The 22601-nt window shown below is 52.9% G+C and carries 26 protein-coding genes, 1 tRNA gene and 1 other RNA gene; 14 read left to right on the forward strand and 14 right to left on the reverse strand.

Annotated features, from left to right (window positions below; translation table 11 throughout):
* Positions 1 to 116: 116 nt before the first annotated feature.
* From ABF463_RS02875 to ABF463_RS02885, 3 genes are all read right to left on the reverse strand, one after another.
* Positions 117 to 857: a pseudouridine synthase gene (locus ABF463_RS02875; RefSeq protein WP_415532040.1), complete on the reverse strand. Its 741-nt coding sequence runs from the start codon at positions 855 to 857 to the stop codon at positions 117 to 119.
* 88 nt (positions 858 to 945) lie between these two features.
* Positions 946 to 1488, reverse strand: a complete 543-nt coding sequence (locus tag ABF463_RS02880) for a DUF4830 domain-containing protein (RefSeq protein WP_415532041.1) — start codon at positions 1486 to 1488, stop codon at positions 946 to 948.
* A 99-nt stretch (positions 1489 to 1587) separates the two neighbouring features.
* Positions 1588 to 1935: a hypothetical protein gene (locus ABF463_RS02885; protein ID WP_415532042.1), complete on the reverse strand. Its 348-nt coding sequence runs from the start codon at positions 1933 to 1935 to the stop codon at positions 1588 to 1590.
* A gap of 208 nt (positions 1936 to 2143) precedes the next feature.
* On the opposite strand from ABF463_RS02885, the gene ABF463_RS02890 reads away from it, so the two are divergent.
* The 7 genes from ABF463_RS02890 (at position 2144) to recR (ending at position 7493) form a co-directional block, all read left to right on the forward strand.
* Positions 2144 to 2734, forward strand: coding sequence for a TetR/AcrR family transcriptional regulator (locus ABF463_RS02890; RefSeq protein ID WP_415532043.1), 591 nt, complete (start codon positions 2144 to 2146; stop codon positions 2732 to 2734).
* Positions 2709 to 3788, forward strand: coding sequence for a radical SAM/SPASM domain-containing protein (locus ABF463_RS02895; protein WP_415532044.1), 1080 nt, complete (start codon positions 2709 to 2711; stop codon positions 3786 to 3788). The genes ABF463_RS02890 and ABF463_RS02895 overlap by 26 nt, the downstream gene beginning before the upstream one ends.
* A gap of 142 nt (positions 3789 to 3930) precedes the next feature.
* Positions 3931 to 4153, forward strand: an RNA gene (gene ffs / locus ABF463_RS02900) — signal recognition particle sRNA large type.
* Positions 4154 to 4165: 12 nt separating this feature from the next.
* A complete protein-coding gene (gene dnaX, locus ABF463_RS02905) occupies positions 4166 to 5893 on the forward strand; it encodes a DNA polymerase III subunit gamma/tau (RefSeq protein WP_415532045.1) in 1728 nt (575 codons plus the stop codon).
* A 60-nt stretch (positions 5894 to 5953) separates the two neighbouring features.
* Positions 5954 to 6301, forward strand: coding sequence for a YbaB/EbfC family nucleoid-associated protein (locus tag ABF463_RS02910; RefSeq protein ID WP_415532046.1), 348 nt, complete (start codon positions 5954 to 5956; stop codon positions 6299 to 6301).
* Between the two features lie 8 nt (positions 6302 to 6309).
* A complete protein-coding gene (locus ABF463_RS02915) occupies positions 6310 to 6828 on the forward strand; it encodes an NUDIX hydrolase (protein WP_415532047.1) in 519 nt (172 codons plus the stop codon).
* 65 nt (positions 6829 to 6893) lie between these two features.
* The gene (recR, locus tag ABF463_RS02920; protein WP_415532048.1) at positions 6894 to 7493 is read left to right on the forward strand and encodes a recombination mediator RecR; all 600 of its coding nucleotides are present in this window, start codon (positions 6894 to 6896) and stop codon (positions 7491 to 7493) included.
* A 21-nt stretch (positions 7494 to 7514) separates the two neighbouring features.
* Here the strand turns inward: recR and ABF463_RS02925 are convergent, their stop codons facing one another.
* Positions 7515 to 8114: a TetR/AcrR family transcriptional regulator gene (locus ABF463_RS02925; protein ID WP_415532049.1), complete on the reverse strand. Its 600-nt coding sequence runs from the start codon at positions 8112 to 8114 to the stop codon at positions 7515 to 7517.
* A gap of 329 nt (positions 8115 to 8443) precedes the next feature.
* Here ABF463_RS02925 and ABF463_RS02930 point away from each other — a divergent pair, with 329 nt between their 5' ends.
* Together ABF463_RS02930 and ABF463_RS02935 are read left to right on the forward strand one after the other, a co-directional pair.
* On the forward strand, positions 8444 to 9022 hold the full coding sequence (locus ABF463_RS02930) for a TetR/AcrR family transcriptional regulator (RefSeq protein ID WP_415532050.1): 579 nt from the start codon (positions 8444 to 8446) through the stop codon (positions 9020 to 9022).
* On the forward strand, positions 9015 to 9644 hold the full coding sequence (locus tag ABF463_RS02935) for a hypothetical protein (RefSeq protein ID WP_415532051.1): 630 nt from the start codon (positions 9015 to 9017) through the stop codon (positions 9642 to 9644). Before ABF463_RS02930 ends, ABF463_RS02935 begins: the two co-directional genes overlap by 8 nt.
* 79 nt (positions 9645 to 9723) lie before the next feature.
* Here ABF463_RS02935 and ABF463_RS02940 read toward each other — a convergent pair whose 3' ends face one another.
* Both ABF463_RS02940 and ABF463_RS02945 read right to left on the reverse strand, forming a co-directional pair.
* Positions 9724 to 10632, reverse strand: a complete 909-nt coding sequence (locus ABF463_RS02940; protein WP_415532052.1) for a PHP domain-containing protein — start codon at positions 10630 to 10632, stop codon at positions 9724 to 9726.
* Positions 10633 to 10724: 92 nt separating this feature from the next.
* Positions 10725 to 12083: an aminopeptidase C gene (locus tag ABF463_RS02945; protein ID WP_415532053.1), complete on the reverse strand. Its 1359-nt coding sequence runs from the start codon at positions 12081 to 12083 to the stop codon at positions 10725 to 10727.
* A 432-nt stretch (positions 12084 to 12515) separates the two neighbouring features.
* On the opposite strand from ABF463_RS02945, the gene ABF463_RS02950 reads away from it, so the two are divergent.
* Complete coding sequence (locus ABF463_RS02950) at positions 12516 to 12845, forward strand: hypothetical protein (protein WP_415532054.1); 330 nt, start codon at positions 12516 to 12518, stop codon at positions 12843 to 12845.
* A 40-nt stretch (positions 12846 to 12885) separates the two neighbouring features.
* Here ABF463_RS02950 and dusB read toward each other — a convergent pair whose 3' ends face one another.
* From dusB to ABF463_RS02980, 6 genes are all read right to left on the reverse strand, one after another.
* Complete coding sequence (gene dusB / locus ABF463_RS02955; protein WP_415532055.1) at positions 12886 to 13845, reverse strand: tRNA dihydrouridine synthase DusB; 960 nt, start codon at positions 13843 to 13845, stop codon at positions 12886 to 12888.
* Positions 13846 to 13938: 93 nt separating this feature from the next.
* On the reverse strand, positions 13939 to 15861 hold the full coding sequence (locus tag ABF463_RS02960; protein ID WP_415532056.1) for an APC family permease: 1923 nt from the start codon (positions 15859 to 15861) through the stop codon (positions 13939 to 13941).
* A gap of 263 nt (positions 15862 to 16124) precedes the next feature.
* Positions 16125 to 17378, reverse strand: a complete 1254-nt coding sequence (locus ABF463_RS02965) for an ABC transporter permease (protein WP_415532057.1) — start codon at positions 17376 to 17378, stop codon at positions 16125 to 16127.
* On the reverse strand, positions 17375 to 18271 hold the full coding sequence (locus ABF463_RS02970) for an ABC transporter ATP-binding protein (protein WP_415532058.1): 897 nt from the start codon (positions 18269 to 18271) through the stop codon (positions 17375 to 17377). The genes ABF463_RS02965 and ABF463_RS02970 overlap by 4 nt, the downstream gene beginning before the upstream one ends.
* A gap of 54 nt (positions 18272 to 18325) precedes the next feature.
* On the reverse strand, positions 18326 to 18766 hold the full coding sequence (locus tag ABF463_RS02975) for a hypothetical protein (protein WP_415532059.1): 441 nt from the start codon (positions 18764 to 18766) through the stop codon (positions 18326 to 18328).
* A 4-nt stretch (positions 18767 to 18770) separates the two neighbouring features.
* Positions 18771 to 18965 (reverse strand): helix-turn-helix transcriptional regulator, encoded by a 195-nt coding sequence (locus tag ABF463_RS02980; RefSeq protein ID WP_415532060.1) that lies wholly within the window; start codon positions 18963 to 18965, stop codon positions 18771 to 18773.
* 167 nt (positions 18966 to 19132) lie between these two features.
* Between ABF463_RS02980 and ABF463_RS02985 the strand changes: the two genes are divergently transcribed.
* Positions 19133 to 19206: transfer RNA gene (locus ABF463_RS02985), tRNA-Gly, on the forward strand.
* 46 nt (positions 19207 to 19252) lie between these two features.
* On the opposite strand, the gene ABF463_RS02990 is transcribed toward ABF463_RS02985, so the two are convergent.
* Positions 19253 to 20374, reverse strand: coding sequence for a tyrosine-type recombinase/integrase (locus tag ABF463_RS02990; RefSeq protein WP_415532061.1), 1122 nt, complete (start codon positions 20372 to 20374; stop codon positions 19253 to 19255).
* A 52-nt stretch (positions 20375 to 20426) separates the two neighbouring features.
* Entirely contained in the window at positions 20427 to 21071 is a 645-nt protein-coding gene (locus tag ABF463_RS02995) for a LexA family protein (RefSeq protein WP_415532062.1), read from the reverse strand.
* 171 nt (positions 21072 to 21242) lie between these two features.
* Here ABF463_RS02995 and ABF463_RS03000 point away from each other — a divergent pair, with 171 nt between their 5' ends.
* From ABF463_RS03000 to ABF463_RS03010, 3 genes are read left to right on the forward strand one after another with little or no spacing between them, the layout of a single operon-like run.
* Entirely contained in the window at positions 21243 to 21485 is a 243-nt protein-coding gene (locus tag ABF463_RS03000) for a helix-turn-helix transcriptional regulator (protein WP_415532063.1), read from the forward strand.
* Positions 21486 to 21501: 16 nt separating this feature from the next.
* Positions 21502 to 21732 carry a helix-turn-helix domain-containing protein gene (locus ABF463_RS03005; RefSeq protein ID WP_415532064.1) on the forward strand — a complete coding sequence of 77 codons (231 nt, stop codon included), beginning with the start codon at positions 21502 to 21504 and terminating at the stop codon, positions 21730 to 21732.
* Positions 21733 to 21743: 11 nt separating this feature from the next.
* A complete protein-coding gene (locus tag ABF463_RS03010) occupies positions 21744 to 22589 on the forward strand; it encodes an ORF6N domain-containing protein (protein ID WP_415532065.1) in 846 nt (281 codons plus the stop codon).
* Positions 22590 to 22601 lie beyond the last annotated feature (12 nt).

The following is a 22601-nucleotide window of genomic DNA, read 5'->3' on the forward strand; positions in this document are numbered from 1 at the left end:
GATGTAGTGATTTGGTATTTATATGATACCAAATTTCGCATGGGATAGATAGACGCCGATTACCCAAACTTGCATTTTGAGGTTTATGGAATCTGTCGATGGAAACCGGCGCTCTCCTACAGATTGTTAAAATCCCGGGTGGATTCCTTATGCAATTTAATCAATTCGACCTCTGCCTCGCTCAATTCACGCGCCTCACCGGGTGCAAGTGCGGGGTCCAGTATCAATCCGCCAATCTGCGTTCTGCGCAGGCGCAGAACTTGTTTGCCACAGGCCGCAAACATTCTGCGTACCTGGTGGAACTTTCCCTCGCGTACGGCGGCGTATGCCTCCGTGCCTTCCCCAAGCCACAACCGGGCAGGCAGGCAGCGCAATCCGTCCTCCAGCACCAACCCCGCGGCGAAGGCGGCGGCGTCGGTATCGTCGGCGGGCTTGTCCAACGTGGCAAGATAGACCTTTTCCACGTGGCGGCGCGGCGCAAGGATGTCGTGAGCAAATACCCCGTCGTCGGTGATGAGTAAAAAGCCTTCGGTATCCTTGTCCAGACGTCCGGCGGGGAATAATCCGGGGAGACGCAGTTCCGGCGGCAGCAGGTCGAGCACGGTACGCGCTTTGGGGTCGCGGCTGGCGGAGATCACCCCGACGGGTTTATTCATCATCAGGTAGAGGTGCGCGCGCCAGTGTAGAGCGCGTCCGCCTACGGTAATGCGTTGCTGTGCCGGGTCTACTTTTTGGTCGGCGGCAGTCGCGATTTTTCCATCCACTTGTATACGGCCGCCGCGCAGCAGGGCGTGCACTTCCTTGCGAGAGCCTTCTCCTTGGCTGGCGAGCAGGCGGTCCAATCTTAAAAGCGGCATAACGGCCCTCCACTTCCTTCTCATTAAAAAAGCCGGGCAATCATGCCCGGCGTGTTCCTGTCTTGACTGCATATCACCGCGCCGTGATTCATACTGTGCTGCTGTCAAACATACCGGAAGTGATATCTGCCGCAGCAGGCGCCAAGCCGGTCGTGCCCGTTTGCGGGTTTGACCTTGACAGTCCATGGATGAATCCGTTGATTGCCACGGTACGTACATCCCCGGCCACCACCACATCGTCGTTTTCGATCAGCAGATCGGCAAACACATCGCCGTTGTAGTTTGGATAATTGCTGATCTTATATGTCCAGCGCTTGGCACGTGTCCCTTGATAAGGGGTTAGGTCAAGCCCTTGTTTTTTCTGGATTTCATTATAATTTAGGTAGACCTGGTCAAATGTCTTGGGGATAACGATCTCCACCACTTCAGCGGGGGTCGGGTCGACCGTCCAGCCGAATTTGGATAAGAAAGCCACCCGTTTCGTGTTGTCGGATATACCTTGATAGGACTGTCCGTCCCACACCATCACTACTCCGTGTGCGGGCCAGAGCGCGGCCCCTACAAGAATGACCAGCGCGGCGACCACTACCGCGAGCCGCAATGCCGACCCTTTTATCGATGCCACAATCATGAAAAAGCCCCCCATCCGCATGTATTGCATGTGTATGCGGACAAGGGGCGCAATAGCACCGGCACAGAGCAAAAAAGCGGAAAGGATACCAGCCTCCGCTCAAAAACGAATCAGTTTCACTGCGAAGATAATCAACACGATGGCTGTGAAAGCGATCGTGCAAAGGATATACGCCCATTTTGCAGCGCGGGGGGACAGCCTGCGTGCCGCGATGAACACCCATACGGCGGTAGCCACAAACGCGGCAATGTACAGCAAAATACGCGCCGCGCCCGCGTCCCCGCCATGTGAGAGTATCCTTTTTGCAAACGGGGAATACACAATGTTGGCAAACGGCGCCAGAATGAGCGGCAATACGCGAAAGGACCATTCCTTGCGGTGCGCGCGCGCGAACATATAGGCAGCCACACCCATAATAATGACGATGGCCCAGCTTTCGAGAACCATGCGGTACACCGCCTTTCTGTTTCCGGCAATTTTATCCCCATTATATAAGCGAACAGGCCGTTTGTCAATGAAACAAAACGCAAATTGTTAATATTTGTATGTTAACAATTTGCGCATAAAGGAGCGTTTTATGCGGCGCTTGACAAAGCAAAGCGCACATGATAAAATTTAAACACGTTTAAAACATGTTTAAATCAAGAGGTTCCATATGTCCAAAAACGATATGCGTGTTAAACTCATTGAAACTGTCAAACACCTGCTTTCTGATACAGATAATCCTGCCGCTCTCACTTCACGCGCTATCGGCGCAGCAGCAAACGTCAATCCCGCCGTTATCAATTATTATTTTGGAAGTAAAGACGCACTTGTCAGCACGGCTATTGAGGAACAGATTGCCGATGCGGCAGAACGGTTCCGTGCAGCACCGGCGGACGGCACGCCCGCACTCAAGCGTCTGCATACCATGCTATGGGAATTGACCGAGCAGGTTATCCATTACCAGCCGTTCACGCAGACAGCCCTGTCCTATACGCTGCTGCACGGAACGATTGAAACACCGCGTTATATCCTACCGCTTATCCGTGAACATTTCGGTAACCAAAAAGATGAAACGGAGTGCCGTGTGCTCGCTCACGTACTTCTTTCCTACTTAGTACTGCTGTATTTCCGTGAAGATGCCTTTGCACAATATGCGGGTATCGACCTGCGCAAGCGAGAAGAAAGAAAGAGACTGCTCGATATACTACTGCACTTGTTTTTTGAGGGGGATACTTATGGATCTGACCAACTATCTGAGTGATCATATAGACCGCTTGCTCCGCCGCGCGCTGAAAGCCGCTTGGCAAAATCCGCGCGAAGGCGCTTTTTTGCTGCGACAGGCCCGTACCCAAAAGCAAGCCGCTGAAAAACGGTGCCGGCGGCAACGAGCGGGCACACCTGTTCCCGCCTTTCTCATTGCCAGCATAGCATCCGCCTGCAATCTGCATTGTATAGGCTGCTATGCCCGTGCGGAGGGCGTATGCGGCACGGAGGAAACACAGTCGCTTTCCACAGAACGTTGGAGCGAACTGTTTCAAGAAGCCACCGAGATGGGCATTTCATTCATCCTCTTAGCAGGCGGCGAACCGCTGACCCGTATGGACGTGTTGCAGTCTGCAGCACAGGTGCCGCAGGTCATTTTTCCTGTGCTGACAAACGGTACTTTATTCGATACGGCCGCTTTACAGCTTTTTGATAAATATCGCCATCTGGTACCGATTTGCAGTATTGAGGGCGGTGCGGAAGAAACAGATGCCAGGCGCGGCACGGATACCTACGGGCAAATTGAGCAGACGTGGCGAGAACTGCATGCGCGCGGCATCCTGTTCGGTGCGTCTATCACCGTGACCGCCGAAAACTGCATGGAGGTCACGGACGAGGCGTTTGTCGGTGACCTGCGGGCAAAGGGATGTGGAATCGCTTTTTTTGTGGAATATGTGCCTGCGGATGCAAATGCCGTGCTGCACACGCCAGACGATGTACAGCGAGAGGCATATACCACGCGGTTAGAAGCACTCAAAACACGATTCAAAGATCTTATCCTAATTGCGTTCCCCGGGGATGAGGTTGAAACCGGGGGCTGTCTGGCGGCAGGGCGCGGCTTTTTTCATATCAATGCGGCGGGCGGTGCGGAACCCTGTCCGTTCGCGCCGGTATCGGATGTGGATTTGCGCACCGGTTCGCTGGAAGACGCGCTGCGCTCACCGCTGTTTGAAGACCTGCGCCGCAATGGAAAGCTTGCGATGCCCCATGCCGGCGGCTGTGCGTTGTTTGGGAAAAAGGCGGAGCTGGAATCCCTTGTGGGGAAGGAATAGACGGTTGCTCCCGCGAGGGGCAGGTGGAAGCGGGCTTGCCATTGTCATGCAACAGTGATGAAATGCACATTTCAAATGACAAATGTAACAACATGGGTTTGCAATGCCGAGGCAATGCAGTATGCAGTTAAATCCTTGCCTTTGGCGCGCGGATGTATTATAATATAAAGACCGTGTTTTTTGCACAGCGCAAATAGAATCGGTCATACAGTGCAACGGAACATGCAGGCTGCGGGCGGCCTGTGCGACGGCGTGCCGTGAACCATGTCAGGCGGGGAACCGAGCAGCATTAAGCGGATTTCGCCGGGCGCCGCGGGATTTTGTTCGCGCCTGCATGTTCGGGGGCACTGTGTGGCCATGTGCCGGGGGTTTTCTACGTGTATCAGGCGCTCTATCGAAAATGGAGGCCCCACGCATTTGAAGATGTCGCGGGGCAGCCGCAGATTATTGCCACATTGCTTGGCGAGTTGCGGGCGGGGCGTGTGGCCCATGCCTACCTGTTCACCGGCTCCAGGGGAACGGGTAAGACGACTTGCGCAAAAATTCTGGCAAAGGCGGTCAACTGCCTGCACCCCAATAACGGTGACCCCTGCGGAGAATGTGCCATTTGCCGCGGCGTGGACGATGGCTCGCTGACCGATGTGGTGGAGATCGACGCCGCCAGCAACAATGGGGTGGACAGTATCCGCGCTCTGCGGGAAGAAACCGTGTATACCCCGGCGGTGGCCAAATACCGTGTGTACATCATCGATGAAGCGCATATGCTGTCGGCGGGGGCGTTTAACGCGCTGCTCAAGACACTTGAGGAGCCGCCCGCCTATGTGATCTTCATCCTCGCCACCACGGAAGCGCATAAAATTCCCGCCACCATCCTTTCGCGCTGTCAGCGGTTTGATTTCCGCCGCATTCCCCCTGCGGATATCGCGAACCGTCTGCTTTATGTGGCGGAGCAGGAAAAAATCAACCTCACACAAGACGGGGCGGAGGCGATTGCGCGGCTGGCGGACGGTGCATTGCGCGATGCGCTCTCTCTGCTGGATACCTGTGCCGGGAACGGCGGGGAAGCGGTGGACGAGGAGGCGGTAGCGCGCGCTGCCGGGCTTGCGGGCCGCGATTATCTGTATGCCCTGTCGGACGCGGTGCGGGCTGCGGATACCGCAAAAGCACTGCATGTACTGGATGAGCTGTATGCTTCGGCTAAGGATGCCGACCGCCTTTGTGAAGAGATGATTGGGCATTTCCGCGCGGTTATGTTGACACAGGCGGGCAGCGCGCCGCTGGTTTCCCCTGCGGAAACCGTCAAGCTACAGGAAACAGCCCGTGCGTTCCTCCCGGAGACAGTGCTGCATATATTGGATACACTCCAGCGAACCGCCGAGACGCTGCGGCGTGCACCGGTCAAACGTGTGGAGATGGAGATGTGCCTGCTGCGGCTCTGTAATCCGGTGCTGGACGCCTCGCCCACCGCGCTGCTTCGCCGCGTGGCAGAATTGGAAGCCAAGGTGAAGGCGGGCGGTACTCGCAGCATGATTTCCGTTTCCGGCGCAGAGATGCGGTCTGCTGATACACAATCACTGCCACGCGAAACAGAGCCTACTGAGCCGCTGCCATGGGCGCAGCCGTTGTCCGAGCCGATGGCGGGAACAGAAAAGCGGTCAGACATGCCTGCCGTACCACGTGCATCCGGGAAAAAACAGGCAGATAGTGAACCGACTCCGGTTCCGGTCGAGGAACTTTCGGAGGAACCGGCGGAACCGCTTGCCTGTTGGCCGGAAGTGCTGCAAGAACTTGGCAGGATCGACCCGCCCCTGCGCGGTGTGCTGGATAAATCCAAAGCCGTGGTGCGCGGCGCGTATGTGCTGGTGGATGCGGGCAACGTGATGTTCGCCGAACTCATTCGCCAGCCGCTCCACCAGAAACCACTGGTGGAGGCAGTGCGCACCGCCACCGGCAAACCGTATAAGGTAGGCATTTTCAAGTCCAGCCTGCATGTGGCGCAAAAGCCAAAGACGGATGATCCGTTCGATGCGCTGCTGCGCACAGCCATGGAGGGCGGTGTCCCTCTCAGGGAAAGCGGCAGTGACAAACAGGCGGGTTCAGATTGAGACAAACCATGACGATAAGCGACAGATTACGTGACTGTGAAATAAGATGGAGGATTTAATATGAAAGCAAGATTGCCCAAAGGATACGGCGGCGGATCTTCCGATATGAATAGCATGATTAAGCAGGCACAGAAAATGCAGGAGACGATCGGCAAGGTGCAGGCTGAGTTGGAGACCCGGGAATATGCCGTGACATCGGGCGGCGGCATGGTGGAAGTCCATATCACTGGCAAGCGGGAAATTCAGTCCCTTACCATCAAGCCGGAAGCAGTGGACCCGGATGATATCGAGATGTTGCAGGACCTCATTGTTGCCGGTGTAAATGAAGCCATCCGCAAAGTGGATGAAACCACTGAGCAGGAAATGAGCAAAGTGACCGGCGGCATGAATATGCCCGGTCTGCTGTAATATCCGCCATGGAATGGATGGATATCCGCAACGCCTCGGGGGAGCCTACAGGCCGCAGAGTGCCGCGCGAACATGAGCTGCAAGACGGCGAATTCATGCTGGCCGTGCATGTCTTCCTGTATCGGGAGGACGGGCAATTCCTTTTGCAGAAACGCTCGATGCAAAAGCGCCTGTACCCCGGAAAATGGGATGTGACAGGCGGCGGTGTGCTGGCGGGGGAAGACAGCCTGCATGCCGCCTGCCGGGAAGTTCAGGAGGAAATTGGGCTGTCGCTTGCGCCCGAGCGGATGCAGCGGCTGACGCGGCTCAAGCGCCCCCCTTGTTTTTTTGACGTTTGGGTATGCCGGCACACATTTGAACTGCAAGACCTTGTGCTGCAACGCGAGGAAGTGGATGATGTTCGGCTGGTCACGCCGCGGGAGATGCTGGAAATTTTGTTTGACCGCGAGTTTCCAGACCCCGGCTATCGCGAAATCATCACAGCGTTTTTAGAGCGTCCCCAAAACACATCGTGCTTCCAATGCTGATCAGTCCACACAGGAAGCGGGAGGCGGCTCTTTGAAGCCGCACATACATAGATGGAGGAAACTACATGGCCTATTATGCCGTTCCGCTGTCCAAATTGATCGAGCAGTTTGAACGTCTACCGGGTATTGGCCGCAAGACTGCCCAACGACTGGCGTTCTTTGTGCTCAACGGGACGGACGAACAGGCGCGCGTATTCGCACAGGCCATCTTGGATGCCAAAGGCAAGATGCACACCTGCAAGGTTTGCCAAAACCTCACAGATGGTGACGTCTGCTCCATTTGCGGAAATCCGTCGCGTGACCATGCAACTATCTGCGTGGTGGAGGATCCGCGCGACGTCGTCGCATTTGAACGCACGCGGGATTACAATGGCCTGTATCATGTACTGCATGGTGTTATTTCGCCGATGGACGGCATCGGCCCCGACCAGTTGCATGTCAAGGAGCTGCTGGGGCGGGTGGCCGACGGCGTGAAAGAAGTCATTCTTGCCACCAACCCCGATGTGGAAGGCGAGGCGACCGCCTTATATATCTCCCGTCTTATCAAGCCGCTGGGTGTTAAAGTCACACGCATCGCCTATGGCATACCGGTTGGCGGCGAACTGGAGTATGCAGATGAGATCACGCTTTCCCGGGCGTTGGAAGGGCGGAGCGAAATCGGCTGACCCCCCATAGAGGCCGTCGCCTCAGATGTCTTTCCGCTGAAAATATCTCAGTACGATTTGTATGTCGGCCCGTATCTGGTACGCCGGATCATAGGCGCCGTCGTGCAGACACCAGTCATACAAAACGCCGCGTGCTACGCGCATGATCGTGTCCACGATGGTCTGAGGCGAATCGTCCGTATTCAGCTGTCCACAAGCGAGCGCTTGCTCGACCAATCGGTAGATGAGACGGTAATGAGAACGATCCTGCCTTAAAATGAACCGGTCAGTGGCTATAATCTGGTTCTTATAAAATTGAGCGGGAACGCGAAAACCCTGCTCTTGTATGGATTGGCTCATGCTGCTTAAAATTTCTAAAATGCCGGTGATTGGATCATCGAAAACTACATGCCCGTATTTTTCATCTAAAAGATGATCGCATTCCCGATAGGAATCGTTGAGAATATCTTCTTTGGATTTATAGTAATAATAAAACGCGCCGACAGACACATCGGCCTTTTCACAGATGTCTTGAATCGTGGTGGCTTCATAGCCGGCGGTGCGAAACAATTCTAATGCTATTTGAAAAATGTTTTGTTGGATTTGGGAAGGATGTTGGCGTTTGTTGGCAACTACATCCATAGAGGCGCTCCTTCCAAAAAACGTAAAAATACGACTTTTTTAACAAAATAGAGATGCTGGTTTCACGTGAAGCGCTAACCAGTGCGCATGAACCTTGTTTAGGAAAATAAAGGATGTCCCTATTTTAGCACGGTTCCTGTCAAATGACAATTCCTGGTTAGAGGTTTTTACGTATTTACCAAAACTTGTAATATAAGTGGACGGCGGTAGTATGATTATGACAGTGCAGCTGTATGATGAACCGTGAAAGAACACGGTTGACAAATGCGGTAGGCCTTGTTACACTATTGTTGGTCAATGGTTAAACCATTGACCAACAGGAGGAGCATATGGAGCAATTGCCCGATATACAGGAGACCATCATACAGGCAGCCACCGAACTGATTCAGGCCAGCAGCGGTGAGACGATCGCCGTTACCACACGCGCCATTGCGGATAAGGCGGGGGTTGGGAACGGGCTTATTCATTATTATTTCCACACAAAGGAACACCTGCTGCATCTTTGCGTGCAACGCATCATCGCAGAGGTTGTCACGGCTTTTCGTCCCCCTATAGAGGGCAAAGGCATCAAAAGCCTAAAGGCAACTCTGCGGGCGGTAGGTGATTTTTTGGCGGCAAATCCGGCGGTTTCACGGGTATCCATATTGGATGATCTGCACGCTCCGGCGCCGCAGAACAACACCTTTCAGACCATGCGCGGGTTGTCACAAGTGTTGGGGGAAACCGGACAAACCGAACAAGAACGCGCATCGTGCTTGTTTGCGCTGACGACAGTCTTGCAGGCGGCATTCTTACACAAGGACATGGGGCGTACGTTTACGGGATATGATTTCAACGTCAAGGAGGAACGCGACGCGTTCCTTGATGGGCTGGTCGATTGTCTGGCAGGAGGGAAGATTTGTGGATAGAAAAATGGGGATGGCGGCATCCGGTATTACTGCGCTGATGGTCATCCTATTTGCTGTTTCAATGGGAATCGGATGGTCGGCGTTGAGTTATGGTTCCTGTCTGGTGCTCGGCTGGGCCTACGTGTTGGTAACGTGCGCGTTCGCCGCGTTTGCACCGGTTGGCAGAAAGGCCCTTGCTCTTGGAGGCGTGGCCATCGCTGTTCTGTACGCGCTGCTCACCGGTCTGGTTTATTTTACCCAGTTGACCACGGTTGCCTACGGGGCAGCCGACGGTGTGGTGCTGCAAATGCTTACCTATCAGCCGGGCAGCTGGGCGTTTGGAGTCGATTTGTTTGGCTATGGCGTAATGGGACTGTCCACGTTTCTCATTGGGCTGTCACTGGTTCCACGCACACGGGCGGACAAAGTGATGCGGGTGCTATTGCTTGTGCACGGCGTCTTTTTCCCGGTTTGCGTTGTATTGCCAATGTGCAACGTCTTCCAGGGCAGCGCAGGCGCTCATACCGGTGAGATTGCACTTTTTTGCTGGTGTGTCTATTTTGTGCCAGTCATGCTGCTGGCCTATGTCTATTTCCGCAGGCAGAACGACCAGACGGCGTTCCCTCATACGGGTCAGGGATGACTCCTACATATGCAAAAAATGAAGCGGCACATCATCCGTATGTTCGGATATGTGCCGCTTCTGCCTATTGTAAATCGCTTTATCTGCCCGATTTTTTGACTGCAAAAGGTTTGCTCCATGCGCGCCGGCCGTCCGCGTCAATCAGTTCCACCCGCACATACCGGTCGGATGGCTTGATTGCATAGCGTGCGCTGGCGACAGGTTCGCTGTCTGCTGTGGTCAGGCGGTCATTACAATAAACCGTGTCACTGTAGAACACCACCGTCTGCACATGGGAGCAAAAGACCTCAACCGTTTCTCCGTCATAGCGGATGTCGGTGAAGCGGGGGCCTTGCGAGGCATAAAAATTGCCCGCCGCAATCGCCGCGCGGATGGCGGATGTGGTCAGTGCGGGCGCGTTGACCATCATGTAGGAGCACGTCTGCTCTCCTTTGTACCAGTGGCAGTCATCCGCCGCCGTGCAAGGCAGCAACAACCCATCTTTCGCCCACAGGTCAAAATATAAGGAGGACTCCGCATGGGCGTTGCTGTACGGCACCCCGGAAAATGTGTTGAAGATCTCTGCGGCGGCTAAGCCGGTAAACGGCAAGATCGACGACGGGTCGGTTAGGGACCACGCGGGATGTGCTAAAATTGCTACGCCGCCGGCCTCTTGGATGGCATCAAGCAGCACCTGCGGCGGATAATCATGGGCGCGCCTGAGCGCCACGGCCCGCTCCATCCCAATGCCCACGATATGGTAGATGGGATGCGCCTGCAAGTCATTCATATCGCCGGTATCGAATTCACATCCGGTGAGCTGTAGAAATCCAGGGCTTTCCATCGGTTCACTTTGTTTCCAGTGGTCGGTCAGTGCAAGAAAATCATACCCTGCCCGCCGATAGAGGTCTATCGCTTCTTCGGGAGAAAGCGCGCCGTCTGACTGTGTGGTATGCATATGCAGGTTACCTTTGTACCACTGGCCGCTCATATCATATAAAGACTGCATTTACACCATCCTTATGGATCCGGCAATTTCGGCTCAATCTGAAATTGCTATAGGCACTGACCGTCGGCGCATACTGGGGGGGCAGATTTTATTCAATTGAATTGTGCGAGTGCGCCGATGGGGTCCCAAGGCTCCAATGCAATGGGCGGCTGCTCCAGCGCTTTTTGCTGCACGTCGGTCAGGTAGACTTTGTCGACGACCACCTGGCAGACATAGTTGTTGAACCAGTCGGCGCTCATGACGAAAAAGCCCTTTTGCCCTACATCCTTGCCCCAGCTGTTCTCCACTTTCCATTTTGCGATGCCCTTGTCGGTCACATCCACGCCCAGAAGCATCATCGCATGGGTCAGGCAGCTTTCACCGTAATCCAGCATATCGCCTTTGTCCATGGAAAGCGCGGTGTGCAGCACGTTCTCATACGGATAGAGTGCTGTGTCAAGAATGCCGGCTTCACGGTCGGACACTTTACCCACGTCGGAACCGAACCACACCGGTTTGCCGGCCCGGATCTGGCCGCTTGCGGCACGTTCCAAATCTTCGCTGGGCAAGTTGAGGTATTTGATCGGCCTGCCGCCGATTACATTTCCCAAATATTTGACGGTATAGGTGTGTTCATATGGTTTCTCAGCGGTAGGCGCGTTGATGATGCTGACATACCGGTTCAGAAAATCCTTGCCGAAATACTTATGGTAGAAACCAAGCGGCGTCTGGCCCGCATCCCGATGAAACGCACCGCTTTTGTCACGCCAGACGAAATCGAACGTCTTTGGCGGCTCACCGAGAAAACAGCAGAGCAGCACATAAAACTCTGTAACCAGCTCCTCTTTACGGGTGAGCAACGCTTCGGGGGATTTGCCCTGCGCATACAGGGTACGCAGTTCAATGCCGCCGCGGCGCAGTTTTCGGGAAAGCACCGCGTTCATTTTCGCCGAATTGCCGCTATGGAAACTCTCCGGCATGGCCAGCTTCGGCGCCACGCCGTATTTATCAATGAGCGAGACCAGCATATCCCACTGCCCGCCGTCGTTGAGCGGGTTCTGAAACAGCCACATCACGATGCGTGAATCTTTGGGTTCCGATGCGGTGTCCAGCACGCTTTCGAGAAAATAATTGCCTTTTTCTAATTTATCCCAAAACATCAAGTAGCTTTGGGAAAGTTCAAAATCGGCGTTTTTGATATGCAATGTGTCCCGCAAATGGTAGCGCAGCACATTGGTGCCCGCAAAGAGCCAGCACCGCCCGCTTTTCTGCTGGTTGGTGATAACCATCGGGTCAATTTCATGTGAGAACAGGTGGTTCATTCGCACAGCCGCTTCACGGTGATAAGCCGTGTTGTCGATTCCGTTCTTGGCGATGCTGTCGGCCAGTATATGTGCCGGCGCGTCTTCAAATGCTTTGGCCGCGCGCGCGGTCAGTTCTTCAGTTATGCCGTTTGCATGGTTCATGCTCATTTATAACACACTTTCTATCACGAAAATTTTCGGCATGATCCTGCCGTGACGGCAGACGTCATGCCTCTCCTCTTATAGGATATGAAAGAAACGCAAACCGTAAGCAGGAAATATTTGATAGGCCAATCTTATCACAAGACGAGGGTCTGCGCAATCATGTGCGCATACATTCCAATCTGCCGCGGTACAAAATCACCGTAGAAAACGCTGTTTTGCGGTGATCTGCTTACCAGACGGCGATACATAATCTTTACATAATCCGCCCATTTTAGACAGTGAAAAAGTTTTTCACGAGATATGGGGCGATTTTTAGCCATTTGCAAGGTAGTTTTCAACTTATTCCACAGAGTTTTCCACCGATTTTATGTCAACTTCCTAAATGGAAAGATTTTTTCCGAACTTCCGCATATTTGAAACAGAAAAACTAAAAATATGGAAAGAACCCCAGTCTATTTCAAAATTGCGAGGTGCGTGTTTGTGGTCAAAGGCGTGGAACGAACGATTATAGAGATTCGGGATACCGGGAGCGGTTGTTTTGAGCGTGCGCTCTTTTTTGTGCGGGCAGACATTCCTTACCCGCTGGCAGAGCCAACGCTGGCCGGGGAGGCTTCCCGGATTATTGACAAATTTTGCAGGGCCAAACGAGGGGAAAAACGCCACATGCGGGTGTTGCTGCGCACGCTGTTCAAATACGCCGTCTGCACGCTGGGCGGCGCGGGGGCGGCGACCGTTTTCTGGTTACTGAGTAACGGGCATCTATAAAGGCAGGCGGCAGGTGCCGCTTTTTTTTTGCATAAAACAGTTAAAGTCCCATCACACGCGCGGCGAGCTGCTCCAGATCAGAAAAAACCACCAATTTTCCTGCTTCTCCACGCAATGAGGACGCACCGTGCAGACCCTTCATATACCAGGCCGCATGTTTGCGTGCCTCTCGCATTCCTATCCGTTCCCCTTTCAGGGCACAAAGCAAGCGCACATGGTCGAGCAGCACAGTCATCCGCCGTGCCACATCCGGTTCCGGCAGCAGTTCACCGCTGCGCAAGTAAGTTTCTACGTGCTCAAACAGCCATGGCTGTCCAAGCGCTGCCCGCCCGATCATCACCAGATCACATCCGGTCTGCGTCAGCATCCGCGCCGCGGCCTGCGGGGAATCCACATCCCCGTTTCCAATCACCGGGATGCGCACAGCGGCTTTAACGGCTGCGATGATGTCCCAGTCTGCGGACGGTGCATATTGCTGGGCACGGGTGCGTCCATGCACTGTGATGGCAGCCGCGCCGCTCTCCTCGGCGATATGTGCCATCTCGACTGCGTTGACATGTGCCGCATCCCATCCTTTGCGGATCTTTACTGTTACCGGCAGCGGTACAGCGTGCACGACGCTGTCGATGATACGCCCCGCCAGCGCAGGGTACTTGAGTAAAGCGCTGCCGCCGCCGTTGCCTGCAACTTTAGGTGCGGGGCACCCCATGTTGATGTCGATGATGTCCGGGGAAAACGCCAACGCTTTCTGCGCCGCCTCCGCCATGATTTCCGGGTCGTTTCCAAACAGCTGGATTGCCATGGGGCGCTCCGCAGTGGTCACGCTGAGTAGTTCCGCTGTTTTGGTGGCCTGCATGACGAATCCTTTGGCGCTGGCCATTTCTCCTACCACATACGCCGCGCCGTGCGCTTTGCAGATGGTGCGGAACGCTGTGTCGGCAACGCCTGCCATCGGAGCCAACGCTGTGTGCCCTTTGATTTCTACAGTTCCGATATACACGATGTTTCCTCCGGTTATATGCACGATCAGGTGAAAATACACAGAGAGCGGCCCTTTCGAGCCGCTCTCTGATCTAATAGGGCAGGGTTTGTATCATTCGTCGTCTTCCGTGGAGTCATCTGCTTGTTTTTTCCCAAACAGCGCAGCACGGTTCGCCTCTGCCGAGATGTTCGGGTTATAATGGAACGGCATGATAATGGAGGAGACATTCTTGTGCCGGGAGAGCACACGCTCTAAAAAATAGGTGGTCTGGTTGTGCAGCACCGCATCGTACCAATGCTCCGAGACAAATTTGATGATGATGACCGACAGCGTTTCCCCGTGCCGGAGTGCGCGCTCCCGTTTGCTGATATATTTGTCAAGCGGCGGGATGATATCCTGATACGGTGTGAGCACGATGTCCAGCTTTACAGGAATCTCCAGCCGCTTCCATTCCTCACGCAGCTGCTCGGCGTGTGCGGGGTGGCGGCAGACATGCAGGGCTGTAATGTCCTCCGAAATAGAGTTGGCATAGTTGAGCGATTTGAGCAGCGATTTGTTGACAGACTGCATCAGCACGATAACCTGCGTGGAGTGTGCCGTCGCCTGATCATAATAGGGATGGAACTTGGTCAGCTTCAGTTCGCGGCCTACTTTGGCGTAATGCCGTTCTACATAGGTCATCAGCAACATCAGGACCGGGATAGCAATGACGATCATGTACGCGCCCTGTGTGAATTTGGTGGAGATCTCGACCCCCACGCCAATCAGCGTGAGGATAGCGCCGATTCCGTTGATCCACATCTTGTATTGCCAGCCCTTGTCTTTGGTCTTATGCCATTTGCGGAACATGCCATACTGCGACAGGGTAAATGAGATGAAAACGCCAACCGAATAGAGGGGAATCAAGTTGGTGGTTTTGGCCTGAAAAATCAGAATAAGCAGCACGGCCGCAATACAGATGAACAGAATGCCGTTGGAAAAACTCAGCTTGGTGCCGCGGTGCGCAAACTGGCGGGGCACAAAGCCGTCGTGTGCCAGAATGTATAGCAGCAGCGGCAGGCCGTTATATGCGGTGTTGGCGGCCAGAATCAAAATGATGGCCGTGAACAGCTGGAGCGCGTAAAACAGGATGGAATTGCCAAACACCGCCGTACCCAATTGGGAAAGGACGGTGCTGGTTCCACCTGCCGGAAGGACACGCAGCTTGAGTTCCAGCAGCATGGTACCGCCAAACAGGAACACGATCACGCCGCCGAGCATGAATAAAATCTGTTTGGCGTTGCGCTGGGAAGGTTCTTTGATATTCGGGATGGCGTTGCTTACGGCTTCTACGCCGGTCAGCGCCGAACAACCGGAAGCAAATGCGCGCAGGATGAGCGCGATGCTCAGCCCGGCCATAGACGTGGAGAGGGAGTGCATCATACTGGGCGCATACGCCACCGGATGGATGGTGCCGGTCAAAACGCGGACGAACCCGACGATAATCAGCAGAGCCATGCAGCCAATAAAGATATAGGTTGGGGTGCCGAACAGCCGTGCGGATTCCCGCATTCCCCGCAGGTTGCCCAGCGTGATGAGCAGGACGAATGCCACAGCAAGCCAGACCCGTACGTGCGCAATCCCGGGGAAAGCCGCCGCAATGGCTTCCGAGGCCGATGAGACACTCACGGCCACCGTCATGATGTAGTCCACAATCAGTGAGGCTGCTGCCAGCAGAGCGGGATATTTCCCCAGGTTTTCCTGTGAGACGACATACGCGCCGCCGCCGCTGGGGTAGTGGTCGATGATCTGGGAATAGGAAAAAACCAAAATAAGCAGCAGGAGGATGATGGAGAGCGTAATCCACGGCACAAAGTGGAAAGCACCCAAGCCGATGACCGGTACCAACACGAGGAGGATTTCCTCACCCGCGTAAGCAACGGATGAAACGGCGTCGCTTGCCATCAGAGGCAGGCCCCATTTGCGTGAAAGCTTTTGTTCCGTAATATCCGTATTTTTTAGTGGTTTGCCAAGCAGAAAATCTTTAATTTTCATAAACGCCGTCCTTTTTCGCAAAAGCGTCTATATACGCCCAAGCGTTCCCCACAGGTTCAATCTATACAAGCGTTCCTATTTTAGCATACCCGATTTTTGAATACAACTGCAAAAACATGCGGCTTTTCTATGGTGGCCGAGAGAATATTGGCTGTTTTGACCGAACAACGGCCTATTTTGCCAAATTTCGCATTATATCCCGTGTTATTGCATCCGACGTTTAACATATCACTGCATCAGTGGTGCAGAGCCGATGCACAGGCTCATTTTGCCTGTTTGGCGAGGCGGAACAAATCTGCAAGTTTCAACCGTCTGCCATAGTGCAGTACTGCCGATGCATACAGGCGGATGGACAGGGCTGCCAACGCACAGGTGGTTCCCGCGAGCAGCAGCAGCGAGAGCGCGACCTGCCACCATGGCACACCACCGGCCATCATTAAGCGGGCAGGCATGGAAAACGGCGCGGAAAAGGGAATGAGTGATGCCACCAGCGACAGCGGCGTGTGCGGCGCCATGAACGCAAAATACGCCAGATAGAACGACACCATGCCCAGCATCGTGATGGGCTGCACGGCGGAGCGTACATCATCGGCATTGCTGACGGTCGCGCCGGCGACAGCATTGAGCATGGCGTACAACGCGAAGCCAAGTACGAAATAGACCAGCAGGAATACCACATAAAACGGTGTGAAGCCCGCGAACGAGAGGAACGGGAGACCGCTTCCTCTGCCCGCCGCACCGTAGGCCACGCCCCCGGCGCACAACACAAGCAGCAACTGCGAAAGCCCCAGCGCACCCATGGCAAGGCTTTTGCCGATGACGATGCGCGATGGTTTCGTGGATGTGATGAGAATCTCCAGCACGCGGGAGGTTTTTTCAGACGCAATGGACATGGCGACCCAATACCCGTAGCTGAAAATGGTGATGAACAGCAGGATGCAGACTGCAATGGCGGGGATGAAACCGGTCATGCTGTCGGCGCTGCCCGTCTGCGTGTGGTATTGCACCGGTTGGAGAATGTAGTCTGCCTGGCCTTCCGTCAGCGTGTCGCTGCGGCGCAGGAGATGTTTCTCGCGCATTGTTTGAAACAGGCGCGCCAGTGTTTCCGCGCCGGGACCATTGTCTTTATCTTTTGTATAATAAGTAAAAGAGGGAACGGTTTGCTCCAGGCCGCTGCCGGTTTCCTTGAAAACGACCAGCACGTCGTCTTTGTCGTCCTTGAGAACCGAGCGGCGCAGGCTGTCCGCCTGTTCCGCACTTACAAATTTGACGGTATAGGCCGGCAGGGCTTTCTGCACGATATCCGGGCTGAGCGTGACGGCGGTCTCATCGTCCAGATACAGCACGCTCTTTGTGCCGGAGGCTGCCGGTTTACTGCTCTGTGACTGGGTGATGATAGCCGGAACAACCACCATGGCGACCGCCACAATCATCAAAATAATGGTGGAAATCAGAAACGATTTTTTGCGCGCCTGCTCGCGAAAGGTAAACCGAAAGATGGTAAAGATACTGTTCATGCGCTTACACCAGCCTTTTCCACAAAAATTTCATGCAAAGAGGGCGTGCGCACTTCAAATTTGTCGATGCGTACACCTTCGTCGAGCAGACCGCGCAGGAAACGATAAGCGGCAGCCTCCTCCGGAATTTTGCATTCCAATCCGCGCGCATCCTGTGACAGGACGGTCAGTCCCGCAAGTTCCGCTTTCAGCCGCAAATCCACGGGGCTCTCAATGGAAAGATTGGTGCGGCCATAACTGTCTTTGATCGTACGCAGGTTACCCTGCAAAACGGTCTGCCCGTCCTTGAGCATGAGGATATTGGTGCAGAATGCTTCCACTGCTTCCATCTGATGGCTGGAAAGCACGATGTATTTGCCTGCCGCCGCCAACTCGTGCATCACGTCTACAAACAAGTCTGTGTTGACCGGGTCCAACCCGCTGAGCGGTTCATCCAACACCACCAGTGCGGGGTCGTGCAGCAGCGCGGCAGCCAATTGGACTTTTTGTTGGTTGCCTTTAGATAATTGGTCGGCGGTCATACGGTCGTATTTGCCAATGTCCAACCGTGTATACCAACGCCCGATGGCTTGTTTCGCTTTTTGCGTGTCCATACCGCGCAGGCTGGCAAAGTATACAAGCTGTTCTCCCACGCCTATCTTGGGGTACAACCCGCGTTCTTCCGGCAGATAACCGAACGATACGTTTTCCCGCGTGACAGGATGCCCATCCCAGGTGATTGTGCCCGTATCCTGCTTTAAAATACCGAGCAGCATCCGAATGGTTGTGGTCTTGCCCGCGCCATTGGTGCCAAGCAGCCCGAATACCCCCGAATCTTCCATTGCAAACGACAAATCTTGGACAGCGGTCTTTCTGCCGAATTGCTTGCAAACATGTGATATGTCCAGCGCCATATGTTTTCCCCATTTCTTGTCGATTTTATATTAAAATATACCTTTTGTATAACGCTACCCCAGCCGCCGCAGTGTCAGCAGGCTTACACCCTTTAGCGCAACCAGGAGCAAAAGCACAGTTGCCAGCGTATGCATCACCTTTTGATCATAAAACGCGGCGATAACCGAGGCAACGGCGAGTGCAACCATCCCGATATAGAAGGTCGCGTGGGAAGAACGCATCTCCATTGAACGGTTGCGCTCGTCTTCTTCCTCAATGCGGGCGACACGGCACCTTTCTGGGTCACGCAACACGCGCAGGGCCTGCTGCATTTTGATGGCGCCACCAGCCGCCAGCCCTGCGCCAAGGCCGAGCAGATACGCATAATCATAATGGTAAAATCGTTTTGCCATGGCGCTTATCACTAGGATGGCAAGCCCCATGCACAGGCAGGCCGCCATAAGACCCACGCGCAACCGAAGCCGTTTGGTAAAATTCATTTTCTGTAACCGCATGTCCCTACCCCTCAAATATGAAAATATCCTCAATTGTCACGCCTAACGCTTTTGCAAGGCGAAAAGCCAACAGTACCGATGGGTTGAACCGCCCTGCTTCGATGGCAATGACCGTTTGGCGGGAGACCTCCGCCGTATCCGCAAGCTGCTGTTGCGTCATGCCGCGCGTCCGGCGCAGAGTACGGAGTCTGTTTTCCACGAAAGTTCCTCCTGAGATGTTAGCGATCCATGACATCTAGCATAGCAATATTACAGAAAAATGTCAAGCATCCATTACATTTTGGCATTGTAAAATTTCATAAAGGGGCGCTTGCGTTTTTGAAAAAGATATGCTATACTCAAATACACTTTCGGTATGTATGCTTTGCGGGTGTGATTCAATGGTAGAATTCCAGCTTCCCAAGCTGGCCGCGTGGGTTCGATTCCCATCACCCGCTCCAAAAACAATCCCCATAGGTATCACGCCTATGGGGATTTTGCTTTTAGCTATAACACACTTTTTAACACACTCTTTCCAAGAGCCTTTGCAAAAAGCTCTTGCACCATCGCGGATGTAGCATCTGTATCTCCCTGCACCTCATGAGAATACACGCCATATGTGTCCATATCTTTGCTGTGTCCTACGAGCGGTTTGAGTAGCCCTTCCGGCAGTTGCTTGACAATAGAGACAAATGTGTGGCGTAACTCATAGGGCGACGCATGAGCGATACCCGCCCGATTGCGGTATGCCACCCAGCGTTTATAGTAAGTATCTTGCCGGATACGCTCTCCGTCCTCACGTGGGAAAACAGCGTTGGAACGGATACCAAGAGCCATTAACTTAACCTTTTGCATATGCAGTATCCACTGTGCAAGAGGCGTCAACGTAAATCCACGCAAAGCATTTTCATTTTTACCTTGCGTTTCCTCCCCAATCCGGTTAATGCTACGTTTTACATTAGCTCGGTTGTCGTTGATGTCCGCCCAATCCATTCCGATCACTTCACCAGGTCGCAGACCCGTTACGACTTCAAACCGGAATGCGTTGACGTACAATTCATACACTACCTTTCCGCGCAGGACGCGCGTGTCGGCAGTAAACAGCTTTTGCAAGTCAGCTGGCTGCAATATCGTTCGCAATCCCTCCCTTGCTCCGGCTGGAACGCGTAGAACCTCAGGCAACAGCAAAGTGCCTTTATTGATACGCGCGTACTTTATAAACGCCATCATGCAGGCTTTTATATTAGACAATGTCTTTTTAGACAGCCCTGCCGCAAATGCAGCGTCTATAATAGATTGCAAATGTCCCTCGTTCACCGCGCCGATCTTGATATGACCTATACGTGGGCAAATCCAGTTTCTTCCGTAGCTTTCGTACTGTTTCCAGCTGGACTTCCCAGTCGTTTTTTTCAACACATCCTCAACCCAAGTATCAAACAGCTCTTTGACCCGTGTCTTGTCGTTTATAACTCCGCCGTCTAACCAATCATCCGCCTTTTTGTTGCATTCTCTCTGCCCGTTTCTGCCCGGAGTTGATGAATAAAACGACTTGCGAATCCCGTCCTTTTGCACGTTTATCTGCCAACGTTTTTGTTTTTCCATCCATACCGCCGTGTTCACCCTGCGCATAGAATCACCCCTTTTATAATCAATCCCCGACCGCTTGGTCGGGGGTTTTTTGTTATCTCACGCGACTCAAACACCAGGCTGCCTTTCCAATAATTTTCACTCTTACCGAGTCGTCGTTGTTCATATATACCATGTTATTGTATTTCGGGTTCTCTGCAACAAGCGTTATTTTATTGTGCCCATGATAAACTCGTTTTAATGTCGCATCGCATTCGTCAAACTCGGATATTTGAACCGCGGCAATTTCCCCGTCATCTACGTCTGGTTGAGATTTTATAAACACGATATCCCCGTCGTAAATCCCTGCATTTATCATGCTGTCGCCTTTGCAAGTTAAGCAGAAATCTACATCTATAAAATCTGGATATGGAATATAATCTTCAATATTTTGCTCCGCCAAAATCGGTGTGCCACACGCAATTTGTCCAATAAGGGGCGCGCGTTTTGTCTTTCGAATCGGTGTAACGTTTTTGGGAAGATGCTTGTCAACATCGTATCCAAGTATCCATGCCGGACTTATATTTAAAACTTTGCAAATTGCTTCTATTACTGGTTGCTTTGGCTTTCTAACTCCTGTCGTGTATGCACTGACCGCTTGCTTCGACAGACCAATGCTTTGTGCCAATTCGGTAGCAGATACGCCAGATTCCGCAAGTGCTTCTTCTAGCCGTTCACTAAATGATGATATAATCTTCATATAATAACACCTCGTTTTTGTTAAATATATTATCGCGCATATCGTCCACAAAATCAACGGTTTAAATAAAATTTCTTCAAATTGTCCATTTTGTGGTTAACTATGTGGAATAATTATGCTATTATATGGGTGTCCACAAAATGGACAATCATTCAGAAAGGAGGGGCACATATGAATGAAGGTGTTAATATTCGCGGGCTTGTCTTGTCGAAATATCATAGCATTTCCGAATTTGCAAAAGCAATTGGATGGTCGAGGAACAAAGCGTCTCGTATACTTAATGGTGTGACCGCGCTGTCCGCTGACGATATGGCGAAAATATCTGCGCTTTTGGGAATCGAAACCCCAGAGAGATTCGTTCACTATTTTTTTGCCCGTTTGTCCACAAAATGGACAAACCGTGATTCTGCATAAGAAAGGAGGAGTCTAAATGCCACGCAAACTTCGCGCTCTCATGATTGAAAAAGATATCGACCAAAAGTATCTTTGCGAGCGGCTTGGGAAGTCGCAGGGGTACATATCCGCACGCATTACTTGTAAAAAGCCGTGGTCGATGAACGAAGTCTATAAAATCTGCAATCTGCTTGGCATTCAGTATGAAGACATCCCCGTGTATTTCCCGCCGACAGTACCGATTGTCCCCAATATCAAAATCGCTTGAAAGGAACGCATATGAACGATTTAACCGTATCCGGCCTTGCCATCGTGGCAGACATGAAATTCCACCACATAGAAGGGGGATTTGGTGAGAGCGCACCGTCGATGTCAGCCCGTGACATTGCAAGGATTCATGGCAAGGAACTCAAACACATTAACCAGGCAATCAATATGAACCGTAAACGCTTCCGTGATGGCGTGGACGTGATTGATTTAAAACTCGGTCAATTTGATGGACCCACTTTCGAATCCCTTGGATTCAGCAAACAGGCAGTTGCAAATAGTTCCAACATCTACATTCTCTCCGAACGCGGATATGCCAAACTCTTAAAAATTCTCGAAGATGATCTGGCGTGGGAAAAATACGACTTGCTGGTGGATGGATACTTTCAAATGCGCAAGGCGGTCAAAGAAACGCCTGCCGCGCTGGACGCGATCAAAGCCGAAGCAGCAAAGCAGAGAGCGGAAGCAATGAGCCTTAACGCCAAAACCCGTGCCTACAAAGCAATCATGTCAACATTGGACAAGGCCAAATATTCCGACCTTGCTGCACAGGTCTTCGGGCTAAAAGCAATCGAACAGATCACCGGTCAAAAAATCGCCATGCAGCCCGAATTTGTCAAGTCGTGGACGGCCACGGACGTTGCCAAAGAAACCGGCTTGTGCGCAAGCACCGTTGGAAAAATTGCTGTGGCTGCCGGGCTGAAAGAAAAACAGTATGGACAGGCCATATTGAATCAAGTACCCGGACGCGTGAAACAGGTGCCAGAGTTTCATTACAACGAAGAAGGACATGAGCTTTTGATCGCGGCGTGTGACAAATGGAAAGCGGATCACGCAAAGAAACTTAAACGAGCATGAGAAAGGAAGTAA

Origin of the sequence: Ethanoligenens sp. (assembly GCF_047718355.1) — a bacterium.
Lineage (GTDB): Bacteria > Bacillota > Clostridia > Oscillospirales > Ethanoligenentaceae > Ethanoligenens.